Source organism: Galliscardovia ingluviei (genome assembly GCF_014635685.1).
GTDB lineage: Bacteria > Actinomycetota > Actinomycetes > Actinomycetales > Bifidobacteriaceae > Galliscardovia > Galliscardovia ingluviei.
The window spans coordinates 387,078-407,324 of record NZ_BMDH01000001.1; the positions used below are offsets into that span (position 1 = coordinate 387,078).

18 protein-coding genes are annotated in these 20,247 nt (G+C 46.6%); 15 read left to right on the top strand and 3 right to left on the bottom strand.

The window, feature by feature from the left end; all coding sequences use genetic code 11:
* Positions 1 to 40: 40 nt before the first annotated feature.
* Positions 41 to 559 carry an NUDIX hydrolase gene (locus IEU85_RS01605; protein WP_188354494.1) on the bottom strand — a complete coding sequence of 173 codons (519 nt, stop codon included), beginning with the start codon at positions 557 to 559 and terminating at the stop codon, positions 41 to 43.
* Positions 560 to 689: 130 nt separating this feature from the next.
* Complete coding sequence (locus IEU85_RS01610; RefSeq protein ID WP_188354967.1) at positions 690 to 2,291, bottom strand: aminopeptidase P family protein; 1,602 nt, start codon at positions 2,289 to 2,291, stop codon at positions 690 to 692.
* A 204-nt stretch (positions 2,292 to 2,495) separates the two neighbouring features.
* On the opposite strand from IEU85_RS01610, the gene IEU85_RS01615 reads away from it, so the two are divergent.
* A complete protein-coding gene (locus tag IEU85_RS01615; protein ID WP_188354495.1) occupies positions 2,496 to 3,914 on the top strand; it encodes a bifunctional folylpolyglutamate synthase/dihydrofolate synthase in 1,419 nt (472 codons plus the stop codon).
* Between the two features lie 35 nt (positions 3,915 to 3,949).
* On the top strand, positions 3,950 to 7,621 hold the full coding sequence (gene smc, locus IEU85_RS01620; RefSeq protein ID WP_443093420.1) for a chromosome segregation protein SMC: 3,672 nt from the start codon (positions 3,950 to 3,952) through the stop codon (positions 7,619 to 7,621).
* Positions 7,622 to 7,650: 29 nt separating this feature from the next.
* Here smc and IEU85_RS01625 read toward each other — a convergent pair whose 3' ends face one another.
* Positions 7,651 to 8,415 (bottom strand): exonuclease domain-containing protein, encoded by a 765-nt coding sequence (locus tag IEU85_RS01625; protein WP_188354497.1) that lies wholly within the window; start codon positions 8,413 to 8,415, stop codon positions 7,651 to 7,653.
* 171 nt (positions 8,416 to 8,586) lie between these two features.
* Here IEU85_RS01625 and IEU85_RS01630 point away from each other — a divergent pair, with 171 nt between their 5' ends.
* The 13 genes from IEU85_RS01630 to IEU85_RS01685 all read left to right on the top strand — a co-directional run bounded on the left by IEU85_RS01630 (position 8,587) and on the right by IEU85_RS01685 (position 20,211).
* A complete protein-coding gene (locus IEU85_RS01630; RefSeq protein WP_188354498.1) occupies positions 8,587 to 9,537 on the top strand; it encodes an aldose 1-epimerase family protein in 951 nt (316 codons plus the stop codon).
* A 112-nt stretch (positions 9,538 to 9,649) separates the two neighbouring features.
* Complete coding sequence (locus tag IEU85_RS08855; RefSeq protein ID WP_371866622.1) at positions 9,650 to 9,724, top strand: 50S ribosomal protein bL37; 75 nt, start codon at positions 9,650 to 9,652, stop codon at positions 9,722 to 9,724.
* Between the two features lie 150 nt (positions 9,725 to 9,874).
* Positions 9,875 to 10,630: a YebC/PmpR family DNA-binding transcriptional regulator gene (locus tag IEU85_RS01635; protein ID WP_188354499.1), complete on the top strand. Its 756-nt coding sequence runs from the start codon at positions 9,875 to 9,877 to the stop codon at positions 10,628 to 10,630.
* Between the two features lie 3 nt (positions 10,631 to 10,633).
* Positions 10,634 to 11,215 carry a crossover junction endodeoxyribonuclease RuvC gene (gene ruvC, locus IEU85_RS01640; RefSeq protein WP_188354500.1) on the top strand — a complete coding sequence of 194 codons (582 nt, stop codon included), beginning with the start codon at positions 10,634 to 10,636 and terminating at the stop codon, positions 11,213 to 11,215.
* 85 nt (positions 11,216 to 11,300) lie between these two features.
* Complete coding sequence (gene ruvA / locus IEU85_RS01645) at positions 11,301 to 11,933, top strand: Holliday junction branch migration protein RuvA (protein WP_188354501.1); 633 nt, start codon at positions 11,301 to 11,303, stop codon at positions 11,931 to 11,933.
* Between the two features lie 17 nt (positions 11,934 to 11,950).
* Positions 11,951 to 13,012 (top strand): Holliday junction branch migration DNA helicase RuvB, encoded by a 1,062-nt coding sequence (gene ruvB, locus IEU85_RS01650; RefSeq protein ID WP_188354502.1) that lies wholly within the window; start codon positions 11,951 to 11,953, stop codon positions 13,010 to 13,012.
* 71 nt (positions 13,013 to 13,083) lie between these two features.
* Positions 13,084 to 13,539, top strand: coding sequence for a preprotein translocase subunit YajC (gene yajC / locus IEU85_RS01655; protein WP_188354503.1), 456 nt, complete (start codon positions 13,084 to 13,086; stop codon positions 13,537 to 13,539).
* Positions 13,540 to 13,685: 146 nt separating this feature from the next.
* Complete coding sequence (locus IEU85_RS01660) at positions 13,686 to 14,264, top strand: adenine phosphoribosyltransferase (RefSeq protein ID WP_188354968.1); 579 nt, start codon at positions 13,686 to 13,688, stop codon at positions 14,262 to 14,264.
* A gap of 72 nt (positions 14,265 to 14,336) precedes the next feature.
* Positions 14,337 to 15,530 (top strand): ADP-forming succinate--CoA ligase subunit beta, encoded by a 1,194-nt coding sequence (gene sucC, locus IEU85_RS01665; protein ID WP_188354504.1) that lies wholly within the window; start codon positions 14,337 to 14,339, stop codon positions 15,528 to 15,530.
* A gap of 142 nt (positions 15,531 to 15,672) precedes the next feature.
* Complete coding sequence (gene sucD / locus IEU85_RS01670; protein WP_188354505.1) at positions 15,673 to 16,590, top strand: succinate--CoA ligase subunit alpha; 918 nt, start codon at positions 15,673 to 15,675, stop codon at positions 16,588 to 16,590.
* Positions 16,591 to 16,624: 34 nt separating this feature from the next.
* Positions 16,625 to 18,121, top strand: a complete 1,497-nt coding sequence (locus IEU85_RS01675; RefSeq protein ID WP_188354506.1) for a cell division protein PerM — start codon at positions 16,625 to 16,627, stop codon at positions 18,119 to 18,121.
* A gap of 8 nt (positions 18,122 to 18,129) precedes the next feature.
* The gene (gene purH, locus IEU85_RS01680) at positions 18,130 to 19,776 is read left to right on the top strand and encodes a bifunctional phosphoribosylaminoimidazolecarboxamide formyltransferase/IMP cyclohydrolase (RefSeq protein WP_188354507.1); all 1,647 of its coding nucleotides are present in this window, start codon (positions 18,130 to 18,132) and stop codon (positions 19,774 to 19,776) included.
* 123 nt (positions 19,777 to 19,899) lie between these two features.
* Positions 19,900 to 20,211, top strand: coding sequence for a DUF3017 domain-containing protein (locus tag IEU85_RS01685; protein ID WP_188354508.1), 312 nt, complete (start codon positions 19,900 to 19,902; stop codon positions 20,209 to 20,211).
* Positions 20,212 to 20,247 lie beyond the last annotated feature (36 nt).

Sequence of the window (20,247 nt, forward strand, 5' to 3'; positions counted from 1 at the left end):
TACACGTATGCGCGATGCGTATATCTCAAGATTGCTGCTTTCAGGAAGAAGCCTGAGTAATAGTCGTACCAAAAATAGCAGATGTAGAGCCTTGAGCACGCCATTGATCGAGTAATTGCAACCGTTCACGAGTACTTTGTGCAAGATTGTCAGGCAAAGCATCCTGAGCAAACCAGCCAACTGCTGTATTTTCGCCATCGCCCACTTGCGCAAGTGCAGCTTGTGCATCAGTAGCATGGCCGATGAACATGTGATCCATATACTGTGCTTGGTCGCCATTGGCATAAGTAATCATACGAGGTGAGGAGGTAAGGGCAACTAATGCATCAATAGTGCACGGTACGCAGGTCTCTTCCAAAGTTTCTCGTACTGCACAGTCGGCAGCTTCTTCACCTGGCTCAATAATGCCGTAAATCAGCGCCCATTGATCAGTATCTGCACGTTTGGCGAGTAGAAGCTCATTCTTGCTATTGACAATGCAAGCAGTTACTCCCATAAGCCATAAAGGATCATGACCAATGCGAGTGCGTAAATCAAGAATAAATTGTGGAGTCGCCATATCTGCTCCTAACGATTAAGACGAGGAACCTACACTCCTCATTGCTCCCTCATTGCTGTTGAGTTTGCAACAAGGAATGTAGTACAGGACGTCAATTGAGTTGAGCTGGGTTGCGCTAATGCACTAGAGTTTATGCTTGAGCAGCTTGCGCCATCCAGGCTTCAACTTCATCAATTTCTTTTGGAATGGCCTTGCTCATCCACTGTGGTCCTTGTTCAGTCATCAGCACATCGTCTTCAATGCGAATGCCAATACCACGGTACTCTTGTGGTACCAGCAAATCGTTCTCCTTAAAATACAAACCTGGCTCAATAGTAAAAATCATGCCAGGGCGAATTACGCCTTCCTGATAAGACTCATACCGTGCTTGTGCGCAATCATGAACATCAAGTCCCAGATGATGAGCACAACCACAAGCATGCCAACGTCGATGCTGCTGACCTTCGGGGCTGAGTGATTCTTCAACGCTTACCGGCAAAATACCCCAAGCGTGCAAATGCTCAGCCAACACGCGCATTACAGCAAAATGAATATCGTGGTAGGTAGCTCCCGGTTGTGCTGCTTCAAAGCCAGCTTGCTGAGCGTCAAGTACTGCTTGATACAGTTTGCGCTGTAAAGGTGTAAAATGACCATTTACTGGGAATGTACGAGTAATATCGGCGGTATATAAACTATTAACTTCCACACCGGCATCAATAAGCAGCAAATCACCATTAGTAATCGTACCGTTATTGCGCATCCAATGCAAAATAGGTGCGTGAGCGCCCGAAGCGACAATCGTGCCGTAGCCAACATCATTACCTACTTCGCGAGCATTAGCGTTAAATGCACCTTCGAGTATGCGCTCGCCGCGTTCGACACCAATTGCTCGGGGGAGTGCTTCAAGCATGCGTGTAAAGCCTTCATGAGTGGCATCAACCGCGCGTTGCATTTCGCCAATTTCATAAGAGTCTTTCACCATACGCTGCTCAGCACTAAATTCATATAAGCGGTCATCCATAGCGCCGTTATGCGCAGTATCATCAAGCCCTGCCTCTTGTCGAATTTCATCGACCATTGCAGTAACTTCACTATCAGCATGGCGCAAAACACGCAGTTGCACTGCATGAGCTTCAGTGCCCACATCTTTGCTCAATACATCACGCAGGCTTGCAATATCATAAGTTGCAATACCGGTCATAGTATGGAGTTCTTGTAGACCAGGTCTTGGACCAATCCAATACTCGCCAAACTGTGCTGAACGATAATAATCCTGAGTGCTTTGATCGGCACGAGGATGGACAAAAAGCATTGCATCATGCGTGGCGCTCTCCACTTGGGTATGACGTGGATCAGCAGTTCCGGTAACTGTGGTCTGAGGCATACGCGGATTGAGTACAAGCACAGCTCCCGGCTCAAAATCTTCACCCAAACCGGTGTAGTAGACAAAGGTGGTATCTGGTCTAAAAGCATAATCGCAATCATTATTGCGAGCTTTGAGCTGTCCTGCAGGAATGACAATACGTTCGCCAATAAACCGCTTACCCAATGTGGCAAGTCGGCTAGGTGTCCATTCGCTTGATGGTAATGGCTGAACTTGAGAGTGCTCATCATCCCAGCCTTGTGTCATAAAGTTTTTAAATGAGTCAGAATGGGGTGCCAATGTGCGATTATTACCGCGATCGCTGATACTTTGCATGCTCAGTTCTTCGTCATCGCTGACAGTTGGTTGTTGTGCTGATGCCTGCGGCATTGACTGATGTTGTGATAAAGCCATAATTCCTCGCTTTGTTGCTTTATGAGCTACCATAGTTTTGAGACTGTACGAAATCATACAAGCCTAGTAGTTTGGGTGCAATGTGAACTTCGCTTAGAGTTGAGTGTGTTATCACATGAAACGACTACAATAGCCATGGCGATAAGTTGTAGCTGTATAGAGAAACATTGGAAGGCAAGTATGTCATTTGAGCATCCAAATTCCCAAGGGCAGTCTTTGGTTGAAATCACACGTGAAATAATGAAACGTGCTCCAGAACATGATTTCGATCCAACGCTTGACCGTATGCGCATGATCATGGATATACTTGGGTCTCCACAACAGTCGTTTAGAGTGGTACACATCACCGGCACGAATGGCAAAGGTTCGACAGCGCGTATGGTGGAAGCAATTTGTCGAGCATACGGACTGCGCACTGGTTTATATACGTCTCCTCATGTTGAGAAAATTACAGAGCGCATTGCTATAGACGGTCAGCCACTTGATGATGACCATTTTATTGATATTTGGAATCAAACCAAAGATTTTATTGCATTAGTCGATGCGAAATTTACTGCTGCCCACCAGCCGGCGATGAGCTTTTTTGAAGTACTCACAGCTATGGCAATTTGGGCTTTTGCTGACGCGCCTGTAGATGTTGCCGTAGTAGAAGTTGGCATGGGCGGTCGTTGGGATGCCACCAACGTGCTTGATGGTGATGTGTCTATTATCGGACCAATCGATATGGATCATATGCAGTGGCTTGGCGATACCGTAGAGCAGATTGCACAGGAAAAAGCTGGTATTATTAAGCCAAAGTCCACAGTTATTATTGGACCACAGCCGCATGAGTCACAAGTGATGCCAATTTTGCAAGAAGCTGCATTACAAGCAGGAGCATCTCCTGTACTTATCGATGGAGAAACGCTACAGGTGGTTTCAAGACAGCCTGCAGTTGGAGGGCAAGTAGTTACATTAGCTACACCTCTTGGCACGTATGAGCAAGTACCAGTTGCCATGTTCGGTGAACATCAAGCGCATAATGCGTTGGCTGCACTTGCGGCTGCCGAAGTAGTAGTTCCCGTCTCCGGTGCGCTCGATGGTGATGTAGTAGCTGAAGCACTCGGCGGAGTAAAAGTTCCTGGGCGTATTGAAGTAGTACGTACTTCGCCAACGATTATTGTCGATGGCGGGCATAATGTTCAAGCCGTGGAGGCACTGCGGGAGACAATCGAAGAAAACTTTGATTTCCAGCAAATCGTTGGTGTGGTTTCTATGATGCGTGATAAGCAAGTAGAAGAGGTTCTCTCTATTCTAGAACCAATGCTGAGTACCATCGTGGTAACTGAGAATTCATGGAAATCACGAGTGATGCCAGCACAAGAGCTTGAGTGCATTGCTATTGACATTTTTGGAGCTGACCGAGTAATTCGCAAAGACTTTATGCCAGATGCTATTCAAGCTGCTGTTGATTTAGTAGATGCAGGCGATGAAACTGGCGTAGGATATGGACATGGTGTGCTGGTCTGCGGCAGTTTTGTCACTGCTGGAGACGCGAGGTATTTGCTTAAAGAGCGTGAAGACGAGGATTTGAAAAAACCGAAAAACCAGCGCGTATAATATGTAAGTACCTTATGGAGACCTCGGAGAGGGCCGTGTATCTTAAAGAACTCACACTAAAAGGATTTAAATCCTTTGCGCAGCCTACTGTATTGCGCTTTGAACCAGGAATCACCGCTATTGTTGGTCCTAACGGTTCAGGCAAATCAAACGTAGTTGATGCGCTTGCTTGGGTGATGGGTGAGCAAGGTGCACGGTCTTTGCGCGGTAGCCAAATGGATGATGTGATTTTTGCTGGTACCTCATCCAAACCAGCCTTAGGTCGAGCTGAGGTGAGCCTCACCATTGATAACAGCGACCACACGCTGGATATTGAATATACCGAAGTCACCATTACTAGAACACTGTTTAGAAATAGTGGTTCTCAATACGCTATTAATGGTACTCCTTGCCGCCTGCTTGATGTTCAAGAATTGCTTAATGATGCCGGTTTAGGTGCTCATATGCATGTTATTGTAGGGCAGGGGCGTCTTGATGCCATACTGCATGCAGATCCTCAGGGTCATCGCGCACTTATTGAAGAAGCCGCTGGCATTTTGAAGCACCGTAGGCGCAAAGAGCGTGCACTACGTAAACTAGATGCTGCTGCAGATAATATTCAGCGCCTTGATGATGTACTTCAAGAAATACACACCCGCATGGGACCGCTTTCTCGGCAAGCGAGTATGTCGCGTAAGGCAGACATGATTACCGCTCGATTGCATGATGCGCGAGCACGATTACATGCCGCTGATGCTGCTGCTATGCAAGACCAGCGGCAAATAGTGATGCAAGAGCTTACCGGCGTGCGCCTTGAACACGAGACACTAAGTGGTAAACTTGCAGTATTAGCGGATCAAATTAAGCAAGCAGAACAACTTGCTCAATTGACAAACCCTCAACTTGAACAATTACACACAGTGCGACGTGAACTGGATCGATTACTCGAACGCTATCGAACACTGCAAACTGTAGCTACTGAGCGTGCTCGGCATCACAGGGAAAGCATTGTGCCTGTGAGCCAAGAAAGTGTTGAGCCGTTACTTGCTCGAGTACAAGAGTTGCAGACTATGGCACAGCATCAAGAAACAGTGATTTCTAAAGCTAAACTTACGCTTGATCAAGCAGTAACTTCGCGTACTCATCATGAGCATGAGCTTGCTCGAGTGAGACAAGCAGTTGATGAGTTGCAATCTGTAATTCAGGCACATGATGCGCAAATATCGCAGCTCCAGCAACAATATGCGGCTGCAACGGCAGGGCTTACGCAGCAAGAACAGCGCTTGCAAGAGGCGAATCAGCGGCAGGAAGAAGCACAAGCAAAGGTTCAATCGGCAAGAGATCATATCGATACTTTGCAAACGCAAACCCGAGATGAACTTGACGAGCAGACAGCTGCTACGCAACTAGAACAAGCGCGCGATATGCTTTCAACATCTCGAGTAGCGCATACTAATGCTCAACATCACGAACAAGAAATTTCGCAGAAGATTGTAGCAGTACAAGCAAAAGCTGATGCCATTGATGATACTTTGCAGGCACGCGATGAAGCATTGGTACAAGAATTGCCGGCGTCTCTTACACAGGGTGAGCATGTACTGGGTAAGCTGAGTAGTTTTTTGCGTGTGCGTGAAGGATTTGAAGAAGCTATTGCACTTGCATTAGAACCTTTAGGACAAGCCTTCGTCGTGCAATCGTTGTCTGATATTGCATCAACGCTGCAATCAACCAGTGCTCGTTTAGCATTACTTGCTGCAGATAGCAATACCAATGCGGATATGGACACTGATGCACAGGATGCAATGCATCAAAAGCAGCAAAATCTGTACAATCACGAAGCTACATATACGCTTATTGAAGGTTTTGAACCAGCAGCACAGCTAATTAGTGCGCGCATCAGTGAAGGTAAGCATGCGCAGCAAGCCCAGCATATTACCGAAGCGGTTCAACAACTGCTCGGTCAAACATGTGTGTATACAGCGCAAGGACAACCAAGTCTCGCACAACTACAAGCTATGTGGCAGCGCGGATGGTCTAGAGTATTAACAACAACACAATGCTGGGTATCCGCGCATGCCGTAATACAAGGCTCAGCAGGAGCCTATAGCGATATGAGCTTGATTGCAAGACGAGATCAAGCGCTTACCCAAGTTGCCAGTTTGCAACAAGACCTTGAGCAGGCACAGCAAGAACGTGAACAAACACAAGCAGCAGTAGCAATAGCACAAGCACAGGTAGAACGCTTACAGCAGGAGCGCAATGAGCGAAAAATTCAGGCAGCGCGATGGAAAGCTACGCTAGATGGTGCTGAACAAGCATTACAGCAGGCACAAGCTGAGCTACAAACATGCGTAACACGAGTTGCAGAACAACAAGATCGTGTAAATCACGCCCAAGAGCGTGTAGCAGTGCTACAAACAGCACTAGAAAGTGCAATGCAGCAGAGCGATAACCGAGGAGATCCGCGTACGCTACAAGCACACGAACGAGAAATTGAGCAAAAGCTCAGTGATGCCCGCACTCACGAACAGGCAGCTAAACAGGAGCTGAGTCAGGCACAAACAGCACTAGAGTCATACCAGCGTCAAGCACATATGCTCCAAGATAATGCGCAAACTATGCAGCGCAAAAATGAACAAACTCAGCAACGCAACGAGCAACACCAGCAGGTAGCGCAACATTTGACGCAATTAGCCTCTAGCGCACACCATACTATCGAACAGATAGCCAAGGATAGTGCTGAACTTGAGCAAGAACTCCAGCGGCTACAAGAATCCTCAAGCGCGCAACAAGCGCAGTTGCGTGCGTGGCGAGAGCAACAACACGAACTATCAAGTAAGCTCACACACATTCAACAGCGTCAAAGTACCTTAGATATTGAACGTGAGCGATTAGCTATACAATTTGGGCAGCTCGAACACGCTATTCGCACCGATGTAGGGGTAAGCGTAGAACAAGCTATTGCACAGTATGGTCCCGATCAGCCAGTACCAGTGTATGCCAAAGACGGTAGCGTAAGCGTTGATGAACACAATCAGCCACTGACTCGCGCGTTTAATCGAGATGAACAAACTCAAGAATTTGAGCAGGCAACTCGTCAGCTCGCCAGGCTCGGCAAAATCAATCCACTTGCTGTAGAAGAATATGATGCATTACAAGATAGACTCAGCCACCTCAATCAGCAACGCGACGACGTGATTAACTCACGTAATGACTTGCTAAGGCTTATCGACCATCTTGACACTACAATGCAGCATACCTTTATCGAAGCCTTTAATGCCACCGCGTATGCGTTTGAGGAGATGTTTGCTGTGCTCTTCCCAGGAGGTTCTGGCAAACTCGTACTTGACGATTATGAACATCCGTTAGAGGCAGGAGTACATGTCGAGGCACGACCTGCTGGCAAACGGGTAAAGCAGTTGTCGCTACTATCTGGCGGCGAACGCTCGCTGACTACGCTGGCTTTGCTTTTTGCTATTTTTACTGCACGACCAAGTCCTTTTTATATTCTTGACGAGGTTGAAGCAGCGTTAGATGATATGAATCTGACGCGATTGCTCAATGCCTTTGAAAAGCTCCGTGAATCATCACAGCTTTTGGTAATCACTCATCAGCAGCGCACTATGGCTTTAGCCGATGCTTTAGTTGGCGTAACTATGCGTGCTGATGGAGTGAGTGCGACCATCAGTCAGAAAATGCACAACTCAACGCATAACCATGATGAGTAATGGCATAGCACTAAAAGGTTTGAGTATCCTTATAACCAATTACTGCGCCATGCGCGTTTACCATTTCTCGCAGCCCACTGCATATAGCTTTCTTGCTGCTGTTCATGGGCATTACGTTGCCAAGTCATCAGTTGTTCTAGGGTAAGATTGCTAATTTGTGGGAAGAGACGAGCCATTGGTTCGATTAGTTCCACTGCAGCGATAGTATCCGCTGTGGCATCGTGAAAATCTCCGTGTGGCACTACGCCGTAATAATAGGTGGTGGCGCTGAGTGTACGCTTCCCAGAACGGTGTGAAATTGCGCGATCAAGTACCAGCGGGTCAACAACTAACAGCATGTCTGATGTTTGCTCAAGCCGCTGTTGAATAGTAGGAAGCCCCCAACGTTCAAGATTGTGCTCAATCATAGCAACATCAAATGGCGCATTGTAAGCCAGCAATGGAATATGCTTGCGCTGGGCAAGAGTAATTACTGTGGCAATTTCGTCTAGTGCTTGTTCTGGTTCTCGTCCATGTGTTTGCAAGTATTCATCAGTAAAACCATTTACAGCACTTGCTCGGGGGTCTATTGGCTGATGCGGATTAATAATCCAAGGCAGTACCCCATAGTCTTGCCAAGAGGTGTCTGGGAATTTGCATACTAACGTAGCAGAACAAATGGCATCACTATCGGTGTCAATGCCCGTGGTTTCGGTGTCAAATCCGAGGAGTGCACTGTTAGCTAGTGTGGTGATTAGTGGCTGTTCTGGCAGCTGTTCTAAGGTTTGGATAGCAGTTGATATCGTCCATGACATACAGCTATTGTTGCGAAACAAGCCGACAATGCTGTAAATATGCGTGACTATGTGTACATGTGTTCGTGTCTGTTCATACACGCCCAGTGAACCGGTTGTTGTAGACTAAGGTGGTGCGCATACAATGTGGACGTGTGCGCTACCCAAAGGTCGGATGTATTGGGAGAAAAAATGACTCAAATGCGTAGCCCGCATACTGGTGCACAATACACTATTACATATGGTGATTATCGAGCAGTAATTACAGAACAAGGTGCAACGTTGCGCCGCTTAGATTGGCAAGACACAGAAGTTATTGTGCCTTTTGATGCTAATGAACCTGCACCGACATGCCATGGACAGATTTTGGTGCCATTCCCAAATCGCATTGAAGCAGGAACCTATACGTTTGACGGCAATACTTATGTGCTACCAATTGATGAGCATGAGCGTAATACTGCTATTCATGGTTATGGATATCGTGAACGTTGGACTCTTGAATCATTGCAAGAGTCGGCAGTTACCTTGTCTTGGCGCACCCCTGCACTTGCTGGATACCCATTTGATGTAACTGTTGAAGCAGAGTACCGTCTGGATGAACAGGGCTTGCATATCGTTATTCGTGCTACCAATTATGGCGATCGCAAGGCTCCATGGGCTTTGGCAGTGCACCCTTGGCTTGCTAATGGTTTGCATGGTTATGGCGATGAAATCGATGAGCACAATGCTCAGTGCTCACTCATGATTCCTGGTAATACGCATGTTACTGTTGACCAGAATTTAATTCCAACTGGTACGGAGCCTGTTGAAGGTACTAAATATGATTTGCGTCAAGCAACGCTACTTACCGAGCAGCCATTTGATGATGCGTGGACAGATTTACAGCATGATGACCATGGTACGGTGACCGCTGTATTCACTCGCCCTGATGGGGTAGTAGTACGTATCGGCGGCGATGAAACGATTACCTCCTTCCAGGTGTGCACAGGCACACATTTCCCAGCTCCCCAGCATCCTGCAGGCGTTGCTGTAGAGCCTCAAACAGCTTATGCGAATGCTTTTAATACTGGTATTGATTTGATTACTATCGAGCCAGGATCGACAAGCACTACCGAGTTGTTTATTGCTGCATCACGTGCCTAAATACTTGTGTTTACAACGTGTATTGGCGTAGACAAGTGCTTGCATATTTGCATTAGTCTGGGTAATATGCGATAATCCACAAGGCGTAAGTTGATTAGTAAAGGAGTGCCAAATGGGCAAGCGTGGACGTATGCGTCGTGAACGCCGTAAGAAGGGTGCAAATCACGGCAAGAGGCCAAATGCTTAAGTAAAGCCATAGGCTTGAAGTGGCTAATAAGCCACAATACAGTCCTGCGACGTTATGAAAGTCGTGGGACTTTTCTCTTATTGAAGCAAATGTCTGCTTTACGCCGTAACATCGTGTCGAAGTTTTATCGTCTAGCCTGATCGGAGAAGTATGTCAGGACATTCCAAGTGGGCGACCACAAAGCATAAGAAGGCCGCTATTGATGCAAAGCGTGGCAAGCTCTTCGCAAAGCTCATCAAGAATATTGAAATCGCAGCCCGTCAAGGTGGTGGCGATCCTAACGGTAATCCTGCACTCTTCGATGCTATTGTTAAAGCTAAGAAGAACTCCATGCCTGCAGACAACATTAAACGTGCTGTTAAGCGTGGTTCCGGTGAAGAAGCAGGTGGCGCTAACTACGAGGAGATCGTATATGAGGGCTATGCACCAGGTGGTGTTGGTCTGATTATTGTCTGCTTGACGGATAATCGCAACCGTGCTGCTGCAGATGTGCGTTCTACCTTGTCTAAGGGTGGTGGCTCGTTAGCTGAAAACGGCTCCGTAAGCTTCAACTTTGAGCGCAAGGGTATTATTGAAGTGCCAAGTGAAGGCGTTGATTTTGATAAGCTCTTTGAGATTGCTGCAGAAGCTGGTGCAGAAGATGTTGTTGAAGATGGCGACATCTACTCAGTAACTACTAATCCAAGTGACTTGGTACCAGTACGTAAGGCTTTGCAGGATGCTGGCATTGATTACGATTCTGCAGAAACTGAAATGGTGCCAATGAACGAAATTGAGCTTGATCTTGATAATGCTCGCAAGGTCTCCAAGCTAATTGATAACTTGGATGATTTGGACGATGTGCAAAATATTTACAGCACATGGAAGGCCACTGACGAAATTATGGCTCAGCTGGACGAAGAGTAGTTCATGATTATTTTAGGGGTCGATCCTGGACTGACACGGTGCGGGATAGGCGTGGTAGAAGCCGGCGCAGCTCGCCGGCTTTCCTTTATTCACGTGGATGTGGTGCGTTCAGATCCACATCTGTCACAAGATTTGCGCATACTGCGTATTTTTCAGGGCATTAGCGCCAAGCTCGATGAATTTAGCCCCGATGCTGTATCTATTGAGCGTGTATTCGCCCAAGAAAACAGGGCTACAGTGCTTGGTACCGCTCAAGTGGCTGGATTGGCGATGTTGGCTGCTGCACAACGTAGCATTCCTGTGGCTTTGCACACACCGACGGAGGCTAAGTTAGCGATTACTGGCAACGGTCAAGCGCAGAAGATACAAGTTGAGCGAATGGTGACGCGAATTTTAGGTCTTAATACACTGCCTACGCCGGCCGATGCTGCCGATGCATTGGCTTTGGCTATGTGTCATGCGCTACGACCATCAGGTGCATTACAAGGCGGAGAGCGAGAACAGCATCTTACCGCTGCTCAACGGCAATGGGCTCAAGCTCAAGCGCAAGCCCAACGAGGACGCGGTACACGCCGAGGTATGTAAAAGTAGCGAGTGTGTAAACTTTCCGATACAATATCGAACAGATGTTCGAATTGATATGCGTTTAATTGCGGGTTGGGAGGTGACTATGATTGCGAGTTTAGAAGGCACTGTTGCAGCTATTGGCAAAGAGCATGCCATAGTAGTTGTGCAAGGTGTGGGGTATGAAGTTCGTATGCCGAGCAAAGAGCTTATGAGTATGCATGTCGGTCAGCAGACCCATGTGTTCACAACGCTTAATATTTCGCAAGATGCCATTGCTTTGTATGGCTTTACTTCCCAGACTAGTAAAGAGCTTTTTATACGATTGCAAAAGGTTAGTGGTATTGGTCCTAAAGTGGCATTATCTATTGTTGGTACTTTAGGTGCTCAACAATTGCAAGCTGCGGTGGAGCAAGGTGATATTACTGCTCTTGCCAAAGCTCCCGGTCTTGGTAAAAAAGGTGCTCAAAAAATTGTATTAGAGCTTAAAGGTTCTCTACAGTTTGTGCAAAATGATCAGCAGCACTCCACAACAGACGCGCAGCAAGTTGATGCAATTGAGGATTCAGGTGTTGCTCAGGCAGTAGAAGGGCTTATGTACCTAGGCTGGCAGCAGCGCGATGCGAGTGAGGCTGTGCGCAGTGTGATTAAGGAACAGCAGTTGCAGCAGCCGATAACCAGTGAACAAGTACCACAAGTACTTAAAGCTGCATTAGCGTGGCTGGATAAGGGTCGATAATGCATAAGGGGGTGAATATGATCAGTGAAGTAGGCGATGGAATGAACCATAATGCTCGTGAAGAGTCGTTACGGATGGTTCAAGCAGCACCCATAGGTGCAGATGCAGTTAGTGATGAAGAGCTTCGTCCTCAAGGGTTGGATGAATTTATTGGGCAGCCACAACTTAAAGCACAAATGAAGTTATTTCTAGATGCTGCGCGCAAGCGTGGTGTGGCTCCTGACCATATTTTGCTTGCTGGACCTCCGGGATTGGGCAAAACAACATTGGCCATGATTGTGGCACATGAGTTGGAATCAGCTATTCGTGTGACTTCTGGTCCAGCTATCGCTCATGCTGGTGATTTAGCATCAATTCTTTCTTCATTGGAAGAAGGGGAAGTGCTTTTTATTGATGAGATTCATCGTTTACCACGTCCTGCAGAGGAATTGCTCTATATTGCTATGGAGGATTTTCGCGTTGATGTAGTGGTGGGCAAAGGTCCTGGGGCTTCTTCTATTCCTCTGACACTTCCTCGCTTTACTGTGGTCGGAGCTACCACAAGAGAAGGTATGCTTCCGGCTCCTTTGCGTGCACGATTTGGATTCACGGCACATTTAGATTTTTACCCTCGTTCAGAAATGCAGCGCCTTATTCAGCGTTCCTCAGCAGTTTTGGGCTTACCAGTTGACGATGACGCTGCTGACCAATTAGCGCGACGTTCCCGTGGCACACCGCGTATTGCTAATCGTTTGCTACGCCGAGTCAGGGATTGGGCTGTGGTGCATGATCTTCCTCGAGTTGATGCCCAGGCCGTTATCGAATCACTTGATTTGTATCAAATTGATACAGAAGGCTTGGATCGCCTTGATATGGCAGTACTTGAAGCCATCTGTCGTAACTTTAATGGTGGTCCTGTGGGATTAAATAATCTAGCAGCAATGGTTGGTGAAGAATCAGAAACCGTGGAAACTGTATGCGAACCGTACTTAGTTCGTGAGGGGTTCTTGATTCGCACGCCAAAAGGGCGTGTGGCGACACGTAAAGCATGGCAGCATTTGGGAATACTGCCGCCTGATGATGTCAATGTGCTGTTTTAGCCTTAAAGAGTTAGTGTCTGCAATGCTCAGTGGTATACGCTGAGATTGGTTATGCAAGGAGTGCTACGCACATGGATCCTAATGGAATGTTCCTTATTATTTTAGTTCTCGCTATGGTGCTGATAATGTTCTGGCAGAGCCGTAACGCTAAAAAACAGCGTAGCAAGCAGGACGATTTTCGTACTAACCTCAAACCAGGTGACAAAGTTGCTACACTCTCTGGTTTGATTGGCAATATTGTTGAAGTAGATCTTGATCACGATCAAGTGGTTCTTGATTCCGAGGGTTCTCGTAGCCGTTGGCGCATTCAAGCTATTACCGAGGCTCCAGTGGAACCAAAGTATGTCAGCGACGAAGAATATGAGCGTTCACAGCAAGAAGCTACCGAAGCACAGACAGATCAGGACGCACAAGAGCAGACTGCTGATGCTGCTGAAGGCAATGCAGAGGGTGTAGAAGAAGCACCAGCTGCAGCAACTGAACCATCCGCAGAACAAGAAGAGTCTGCAGAGCAGTCTCATAAGTAAACACAAGCCGCAATTCACCTAGTGTTTCAAGAATTGCGGCTTTATTTTGCTGTATACGCAGCGCAGTACACATATTCACATGCGTTGTTGTACAGAGTTTGAGCATGGTGAACATCAAAATTCCAGTAGCGTAGACGAAGAAGAGCATAATGAACAGCGATATCCAGATTAAAGACTTAAACGTGAGTGAGCAAGAGGCACAACATTTTATCAATTGCATAGGCTCAACTCCAGGATTCCCTAAAGAGGGCATTATTTTCCGTGATTTTATGCCGGTGCTGGCAGATGCTCAAGCGTTACAAACCTTGATGCGTGGACTTGAAGAAGCATTACCTGTACCTGCTGACGAATTTGATGTTATTGCTGGCTTAGAATCGCGCGGTTTCTTAATTGGTGTGCCGTTAGCATTGCGTTTAGGTAAAGGTTTTGTAGCAATTCGCAAAGCGGGGAAATTACCTCCTCCAACGCTTTCCGCAAGTTATGAACTGGAATACGGTACTGCCACTATCGAAATTGAACAGCAGGCAATTACACCAGGATCCAGAGTGCTTGTTGTCGATGATTTAATTGCGACCGGTGGCACTGCTCAAGCTGCACAGCAATTAATAGAAGCAAGTGGAGCGAGTGTGGCTGGATTTAGCTTCGTTATGGAACTTACAGGAATTGATATTCCAGACACTATTAAGCAATCACATTACTCAAGTTTGGTTACTATGCCAGCTTAACTGTTGTATAGTGCTACACTTACTCAAGATTGAGTACGCAACAAACTACCTCTATTGGAAAGCGGGGTTACCATGGATTTGTATGAACATGAGGCCAAACAGTTACTTGACGAGGCTGGTATTCCAACCCCGCGCGCTATTTACGCACAAAATTCTCATGATGTAGCGTTGGCCGTTGAAGAAATTGGCTTACCTTGCGTCATTAAAGCACAAGTAAAAATTGGCCATCGTGGTCAAGCTGGCGGAGTTAAACTTGTACATACACGTGATGAAGCAATTTTAGCCTCGGAGCAATTGCTGCCAATGACCATTCATGGGCATAAAGTCAGTGGTGTGCTCGTCGCTGAGGCCAAGAATATTTTGCACGAGTATTATATCTCTATTGCTATCGATAGAAATTCACGTGACTTTGATGTGCTTGCAACAGCAAATGGCGGTACAGAAGTCGAAGAAATTGCCAAAGAGCACCCTGAAGCAGTTAAGCGTTTGCATATTAGTCCGCTAGAAGACTTTAATATCGATGCTGCTCGTGCTATGGCACAGCAAATTGGCTTTTACCATGCTGATGAAGAGCAAGCTGCTCAAATTCTACTGAAAATGTGGCAGGTATTTAAGGATAATGATGCGACACTGGTAGAAATCAACCCATTAGCTAAAATTGGCGATCCAGATGACGATGCTTCAAAGTCGTTATGCGCGCTTGATGCAAAAATCACACTTGATGACAATGCTGCGTATCGTCATGATGGTTGGCAGCAGTTTGTCGATCCTTATGCTGCGAACGAACTGGAAACCCGTGCCAAGCAACTCGGTTTGCACTATGTGAAGCTCGCAGGTGAAGTTGGGATTATTGGCAATGGCGCAGGATTGGTAATGAGCTCTCTCGATGCCGTAGCAGGAGCTGCCAAACAACAGGGCAGTGATATTAAACCTGCCAACTTCCTAGATATTGGTGGCGGCGCTTCTGCACAGGTGATGAAGCAAAGTATGGAAATTGTGCTTTCGGATCCAAAAGTGCGTGTGGTATTTATCAATGTCTACGGTGGTATTACTTCGTGTAAAGAAGTGGCTACTGGTATTCTGCAGTCTCTTGATGAAATCACTGCTATTCGACCAATTGTTGTGCGTTTTGATGGCAATGCTGCTGCAGAAGGATTGTCTATTTTGCAATCCGCGAATAATCCTCAAATCAATGTGGCTCAAACTATGGAGGAAGCGGCACAATGTGCAGTACGAATTGCACTAGAATCAGGTGAACGTGCATAACGTCTCTATGGGGTATTGATTTATAGAAGTAACCAATAGTATGTATTGCTGTACTACTAGAGGTCAATACTTTACACAAGTTCGAGTAACCAGTAGAGAAATACATAGTTTAAGAAGTAAGTTTTACGGTAAAGAGGCAATTGTGGCATTATTTATTGAACAGGGCGCTCCTGTTATCGTCCAAGGAATGACTGGACATCAAGGGATGACGCATACAGCACGTATGCTTACAGCAGGAACGCGCATTGTAGGCGGTGTTAATCCACGTAAAGCGGGTACAACTGTTGCCTTTGATGTACAAGGCTCTTCAGTTGAAATTCCAGTTTTTGGCACGTGTAAAGAGGCGAAGGAAGCTACAGGAGCAAAAGCATCAGTAGTGTTCGTGCCTCCGCGATTTGCCAAAGATGCAGTAGTAGAAGCTATCGAGGCATCCATAGAGCTTATTGTTGTTATTACCGAGGGTATTCCTGTTGCCGACAGTGCATATATGGTTGCATTAGCGCGACAGCATGGCGTACAAATTGTAGGACCAAATTGTCCTGGATTGGTGACTTTTGAGCCAAGTGATGCGCCATTACCGGGAGTTAATTTGGGTATTATTCCTCAAGATATTGTCTCCTACGGTCCTCTTGGTCTTGTTTCCAAGTCAGGAACCTTAACCTACCAACTTATGGGTGAGCTATCAGATATCGGCTTTACAGCTGCGTTGGGCGCAGGTGGCGATCCTATTGTGGGCACTACATTACTTGAAGCTGTGCAGGCATTTGATGCCGATCCAAATACCAAAGTTGTAGTGATGATTGGTGAAATCGGTGGTAGTGCTGAGCAAGAAGTAGCAGCATGGGCGTCTGAGCATATGACTAAGCCGCTGGTAGCGTATATTGCTGGATTTACTGCTCCTGAGGGTAAGCAAATGGGTCATGCTGGAGCTATTGTCTCTGGAGGCAAGGGCACAGCACAGGAAAAGAAGCAGGCTCTTGAAGCGGTACATATTGCAGTTGGTGAAACTCCAGGACAGACCGCACAGTATGCGCGTGAAGCATTATCTCAAGTGCAATAGTGTTGCATGAATACTGTATTGATAAGGTAGTGTCATGCGACAAATCCTCAAACAGATTGGCTCAGGACTGAGTGTTGCACTCGTTACCATATTGATGTACGGCTTTGTGGTGCTCAGTTTCAGTGCACTACTCCTGCTGGTTACCTCAATGGAGGAGGGAGTCGCAACACTTACTGACCAGTCTGTTGGATTTGCAGCAAGTGCTTTGCTCTACGGTCAAGGCGTCGGTATTCGCACGAGTGCCATGTCATTGACGCTGGTGCCTTGGGGTATTTGTTTGGCATTAATTGCATTAGTGAGAGCTATTGCTGCGCGTACTCGACAAAGTATTATTGCTCTGATAAGTGCTGTGTGTGCGTGGGATGCTTTGCAGTACTGGTTTATGCAGCTTGCACTTTTTGAGCGTACTGACTCGATTGGTAGTGCACTTGCTAAAACATCGGCAGTAATGATTGTCGGATACATGCTTGCATGGATGTACTCAGATACACCATTACATCAGTGGCTGCACAATCAGTGGACGCAGCTACCCGTTATGCTGCGCAAGATGGCGCGAAGCAGTTTTATTCTTGCAAATATCAGCTGTAGTGTACTGGCGCTTTGCGCTTTGATTACGCTTTGTGTATGGATATACCGCGGACAAGATGCTGTTGTACTAGTGTGGCAGCAGCTCGGTATGGATACTGGTTCTCGTGTACTTACTAGTGTGCTATATATTATTTGGTTACCGAATCTGTTGATGTGGGCAGCAAGCTGGTTAGCAGGCGGTGGTTTTGTGCTCGGTTCGCTGACTCATTTCACCATGTGGTCTGATACTGCTCAACATGTACCGGCAATACCGTTGTTTGCAATTTTTCCTCAGGCTGTTGAGCATTCAGCATGGCGTATTATTGCACTGCTGATACCAGCTATTACATGCTTTATAGTGCTATGTGTAATGCTGTTTTCGCGTAAGTATTATCGCATCGTACAACCTTGGGAAGAGGTACGCCTTGCACTTGAGCAGCATTCATTTGATTGGCGGGGTTTGCTTTTGCGCCTTGGCATGCCTTTGTTAATGGCATTTGGTGCAATTATCAATATTGCTGTAGTGGTGACACTGTGCGCTTTAGCCAGCAATGGCTCTCTTGGTTTTGAACAGCTGAATAATTTAGGTGTGAATATCGCACAAACGACTGGCGCAATTGTGCGACCGAGTGCAGTAGGATGCTTTGCAGCATGGTTGGTTAGTGTGATTGCCTTATCTGGGCAGTATGTCTGGGTATCCATTAGATTACGGGTGTTGTCTCATAATAAGGACAAATCAGATAAATACACACAAGATGACAACAGTCAGTCAAGCAATCAGCAAACTGAACAAAAAGAACAAGAAAGCGAACAAACAGTATCAGTTCCTCGGACAGTATCCAGTAATATTCAGTATGAAAAGACTGAAAACTCGCCACATAGTGATGAAAATGCATCACAAGAATCGCACACTTCAAGACCAGCGCGTAGTGTTACTTCTGTACCCATTGATCCGTCAATGTAGGAGGACAAATGGCTAACAGCCGTCGACCAATTCATCGCGCTTTGGTCTCCGTATTCCATAAAGAAGGCATTGAAGTACTCGCTCAGGCTTTTGTACAAGCTGGTACAGAAGTTGTTTCTACAGGTTCAACCGCACAAAAACTCGCCCAATTAGGTGTACAAGTTACCCCAGTAGAGCAGGTCACAGGCTTTCCAGAAAGCCTCGATGGTCGTGTAAAAACACTTGACCCGCATGTGCATGCTGGCATTCTTGCTGATATGACAAATTCGGAGCATGCGCAGCAATTAGAACAGCTGGGTATTAAGCCATTTGATCTAGTAGTCGTTAATCTGTATCCATTTGCTGACACGGTACGTTCAGGCGCTGACGAAGCAGCAACCATTGAGAAAATCGATATTGGCGGTCCTTCTATGGTACGCGGTGCTGCAAAAAACAGCGCAACCGTTGCCGTTATTACTGATCCAAAGGACTATGCACTGGTAGCTGAGCGTGTTACCGAAGGAACTGGCTTTACTCTTGAAGAGCGCAGGTATCTAGCTGCTAAAGCATTCGCGCATACTGCTGCGTATGACGCCACCATTACTCAGTGGACTGAGCGCCAATGGCAGCGCCCAGATAGCTTCACATTACAGGCAGCAGCAACAACAGATGCGCAAGAGCATGATGACCAAGCTCAATCCTTGCAATTTGCGCAAACTTATACGAGAACATGGGATCTAGCTCATGTGTTGCGCTATGGCGAGAACCCGCACCAGCAGGCAGCATTGTATATTGATCCTCTGCATCGTCAAGGATTCGCTCACGCTGAGCAACTCGGTGGCAAACCGATGAGCTATAACAATTATGTTGATGCCGATGCAGCATGGCGTGCTGTTTGGGATTTTGCACCAAGCATTGCTGTTGCCGTAGTTAAGCATAATAATCCATGTGGTCTTGCAGTTGCCGATGATGTGGCAACAGCACATAAGAAGGCTCATGCTTGCGATCCAGTCAGTGCATACGGTGGAGTTATCGCAGCTAATACTACAGTGACTTTGGCAATGGCTGAAAGCGTGCGCCCAATCTTTACTGAAGTCATTGTTGCTCCTGATTATGAGCCAGAAGCATTGGAATTGCTCCAGACCAAGAAAAAGAATCTACGTATTTTGAAGGTGCAAGAGCCTCCAATGTCGTCTCGTCAAATTCGTCAAATTGATGGCGGTTTGCTTGTACAAGACACAGATTTGATTAATGCATTAGGTGATGATCCATCCTCATGGAAGTTAGTGAGCGGTCAACCTGCTGACGAGCAGACTATGAAGGATTTGCAATTCGCTTGGCGCGCGGTGCGCTGTGTAAAGTCTAATGCTATTTTACTAGCGCATGACCAAGCAACTGTCGGTATTGGTATGGGACAAGTTAATCGTGTAGATTCCTGCAATCTTTCGGTTGAGCGTGCTAATACTCTTGCTGACGGATTGGAGCGTGCTCGCGGTGCAGTGGCTGCATCTGATGCATTCTTCCCATTTGCTGATGGACCTCAGATTCTGATCAATGCAGGTGTTAAGGCAATTGTTCAGCCTGGTGGTTCTATCCGTGATGAAGAAGTTATCGAAGCAGCACAGGCTGCTGGTATTACTATGTATGTGACGGGAACACGACACTTCTTCCACTGAGTTGGTAGGTAGTGCCAGTAAGGACACTTTTTATAGGGCGTATGTCTTTGGGCATGCGCCCTATTCATTGTAGTGATATCTATCTTTCATGTATAGTAGTTGAAGATAGCCTAAGGAGGTACCGTGCAAACACCAGCGACTAAAAATAACGAACAACAGCCTTTCGTTTCGGAAGCTCATGAGGGGTCTCCGGCATTTGAATGGGTTGTTGCGCTGTGTGTGGTAGTTTGCGCAGTTACAGCGCTTGCAGGGCATGTGATTTGGGCTGTTGGCATCATGGCTGCAACAGCGATTGGTACAGCAGCGATACGTCTTATAATGAGAGAACATAGTCCGTGGAAAATTCGTTCCGTAGGTTTTGACTGTTTCTTTGGTTTTTCACTGGGTGTCGGATTGCTGATTACGGTGTTAAGTATTTTCTTTTTAGCATGGTAATGAAAAACCGCATTCAACTTGAATGCGGTTAATCGT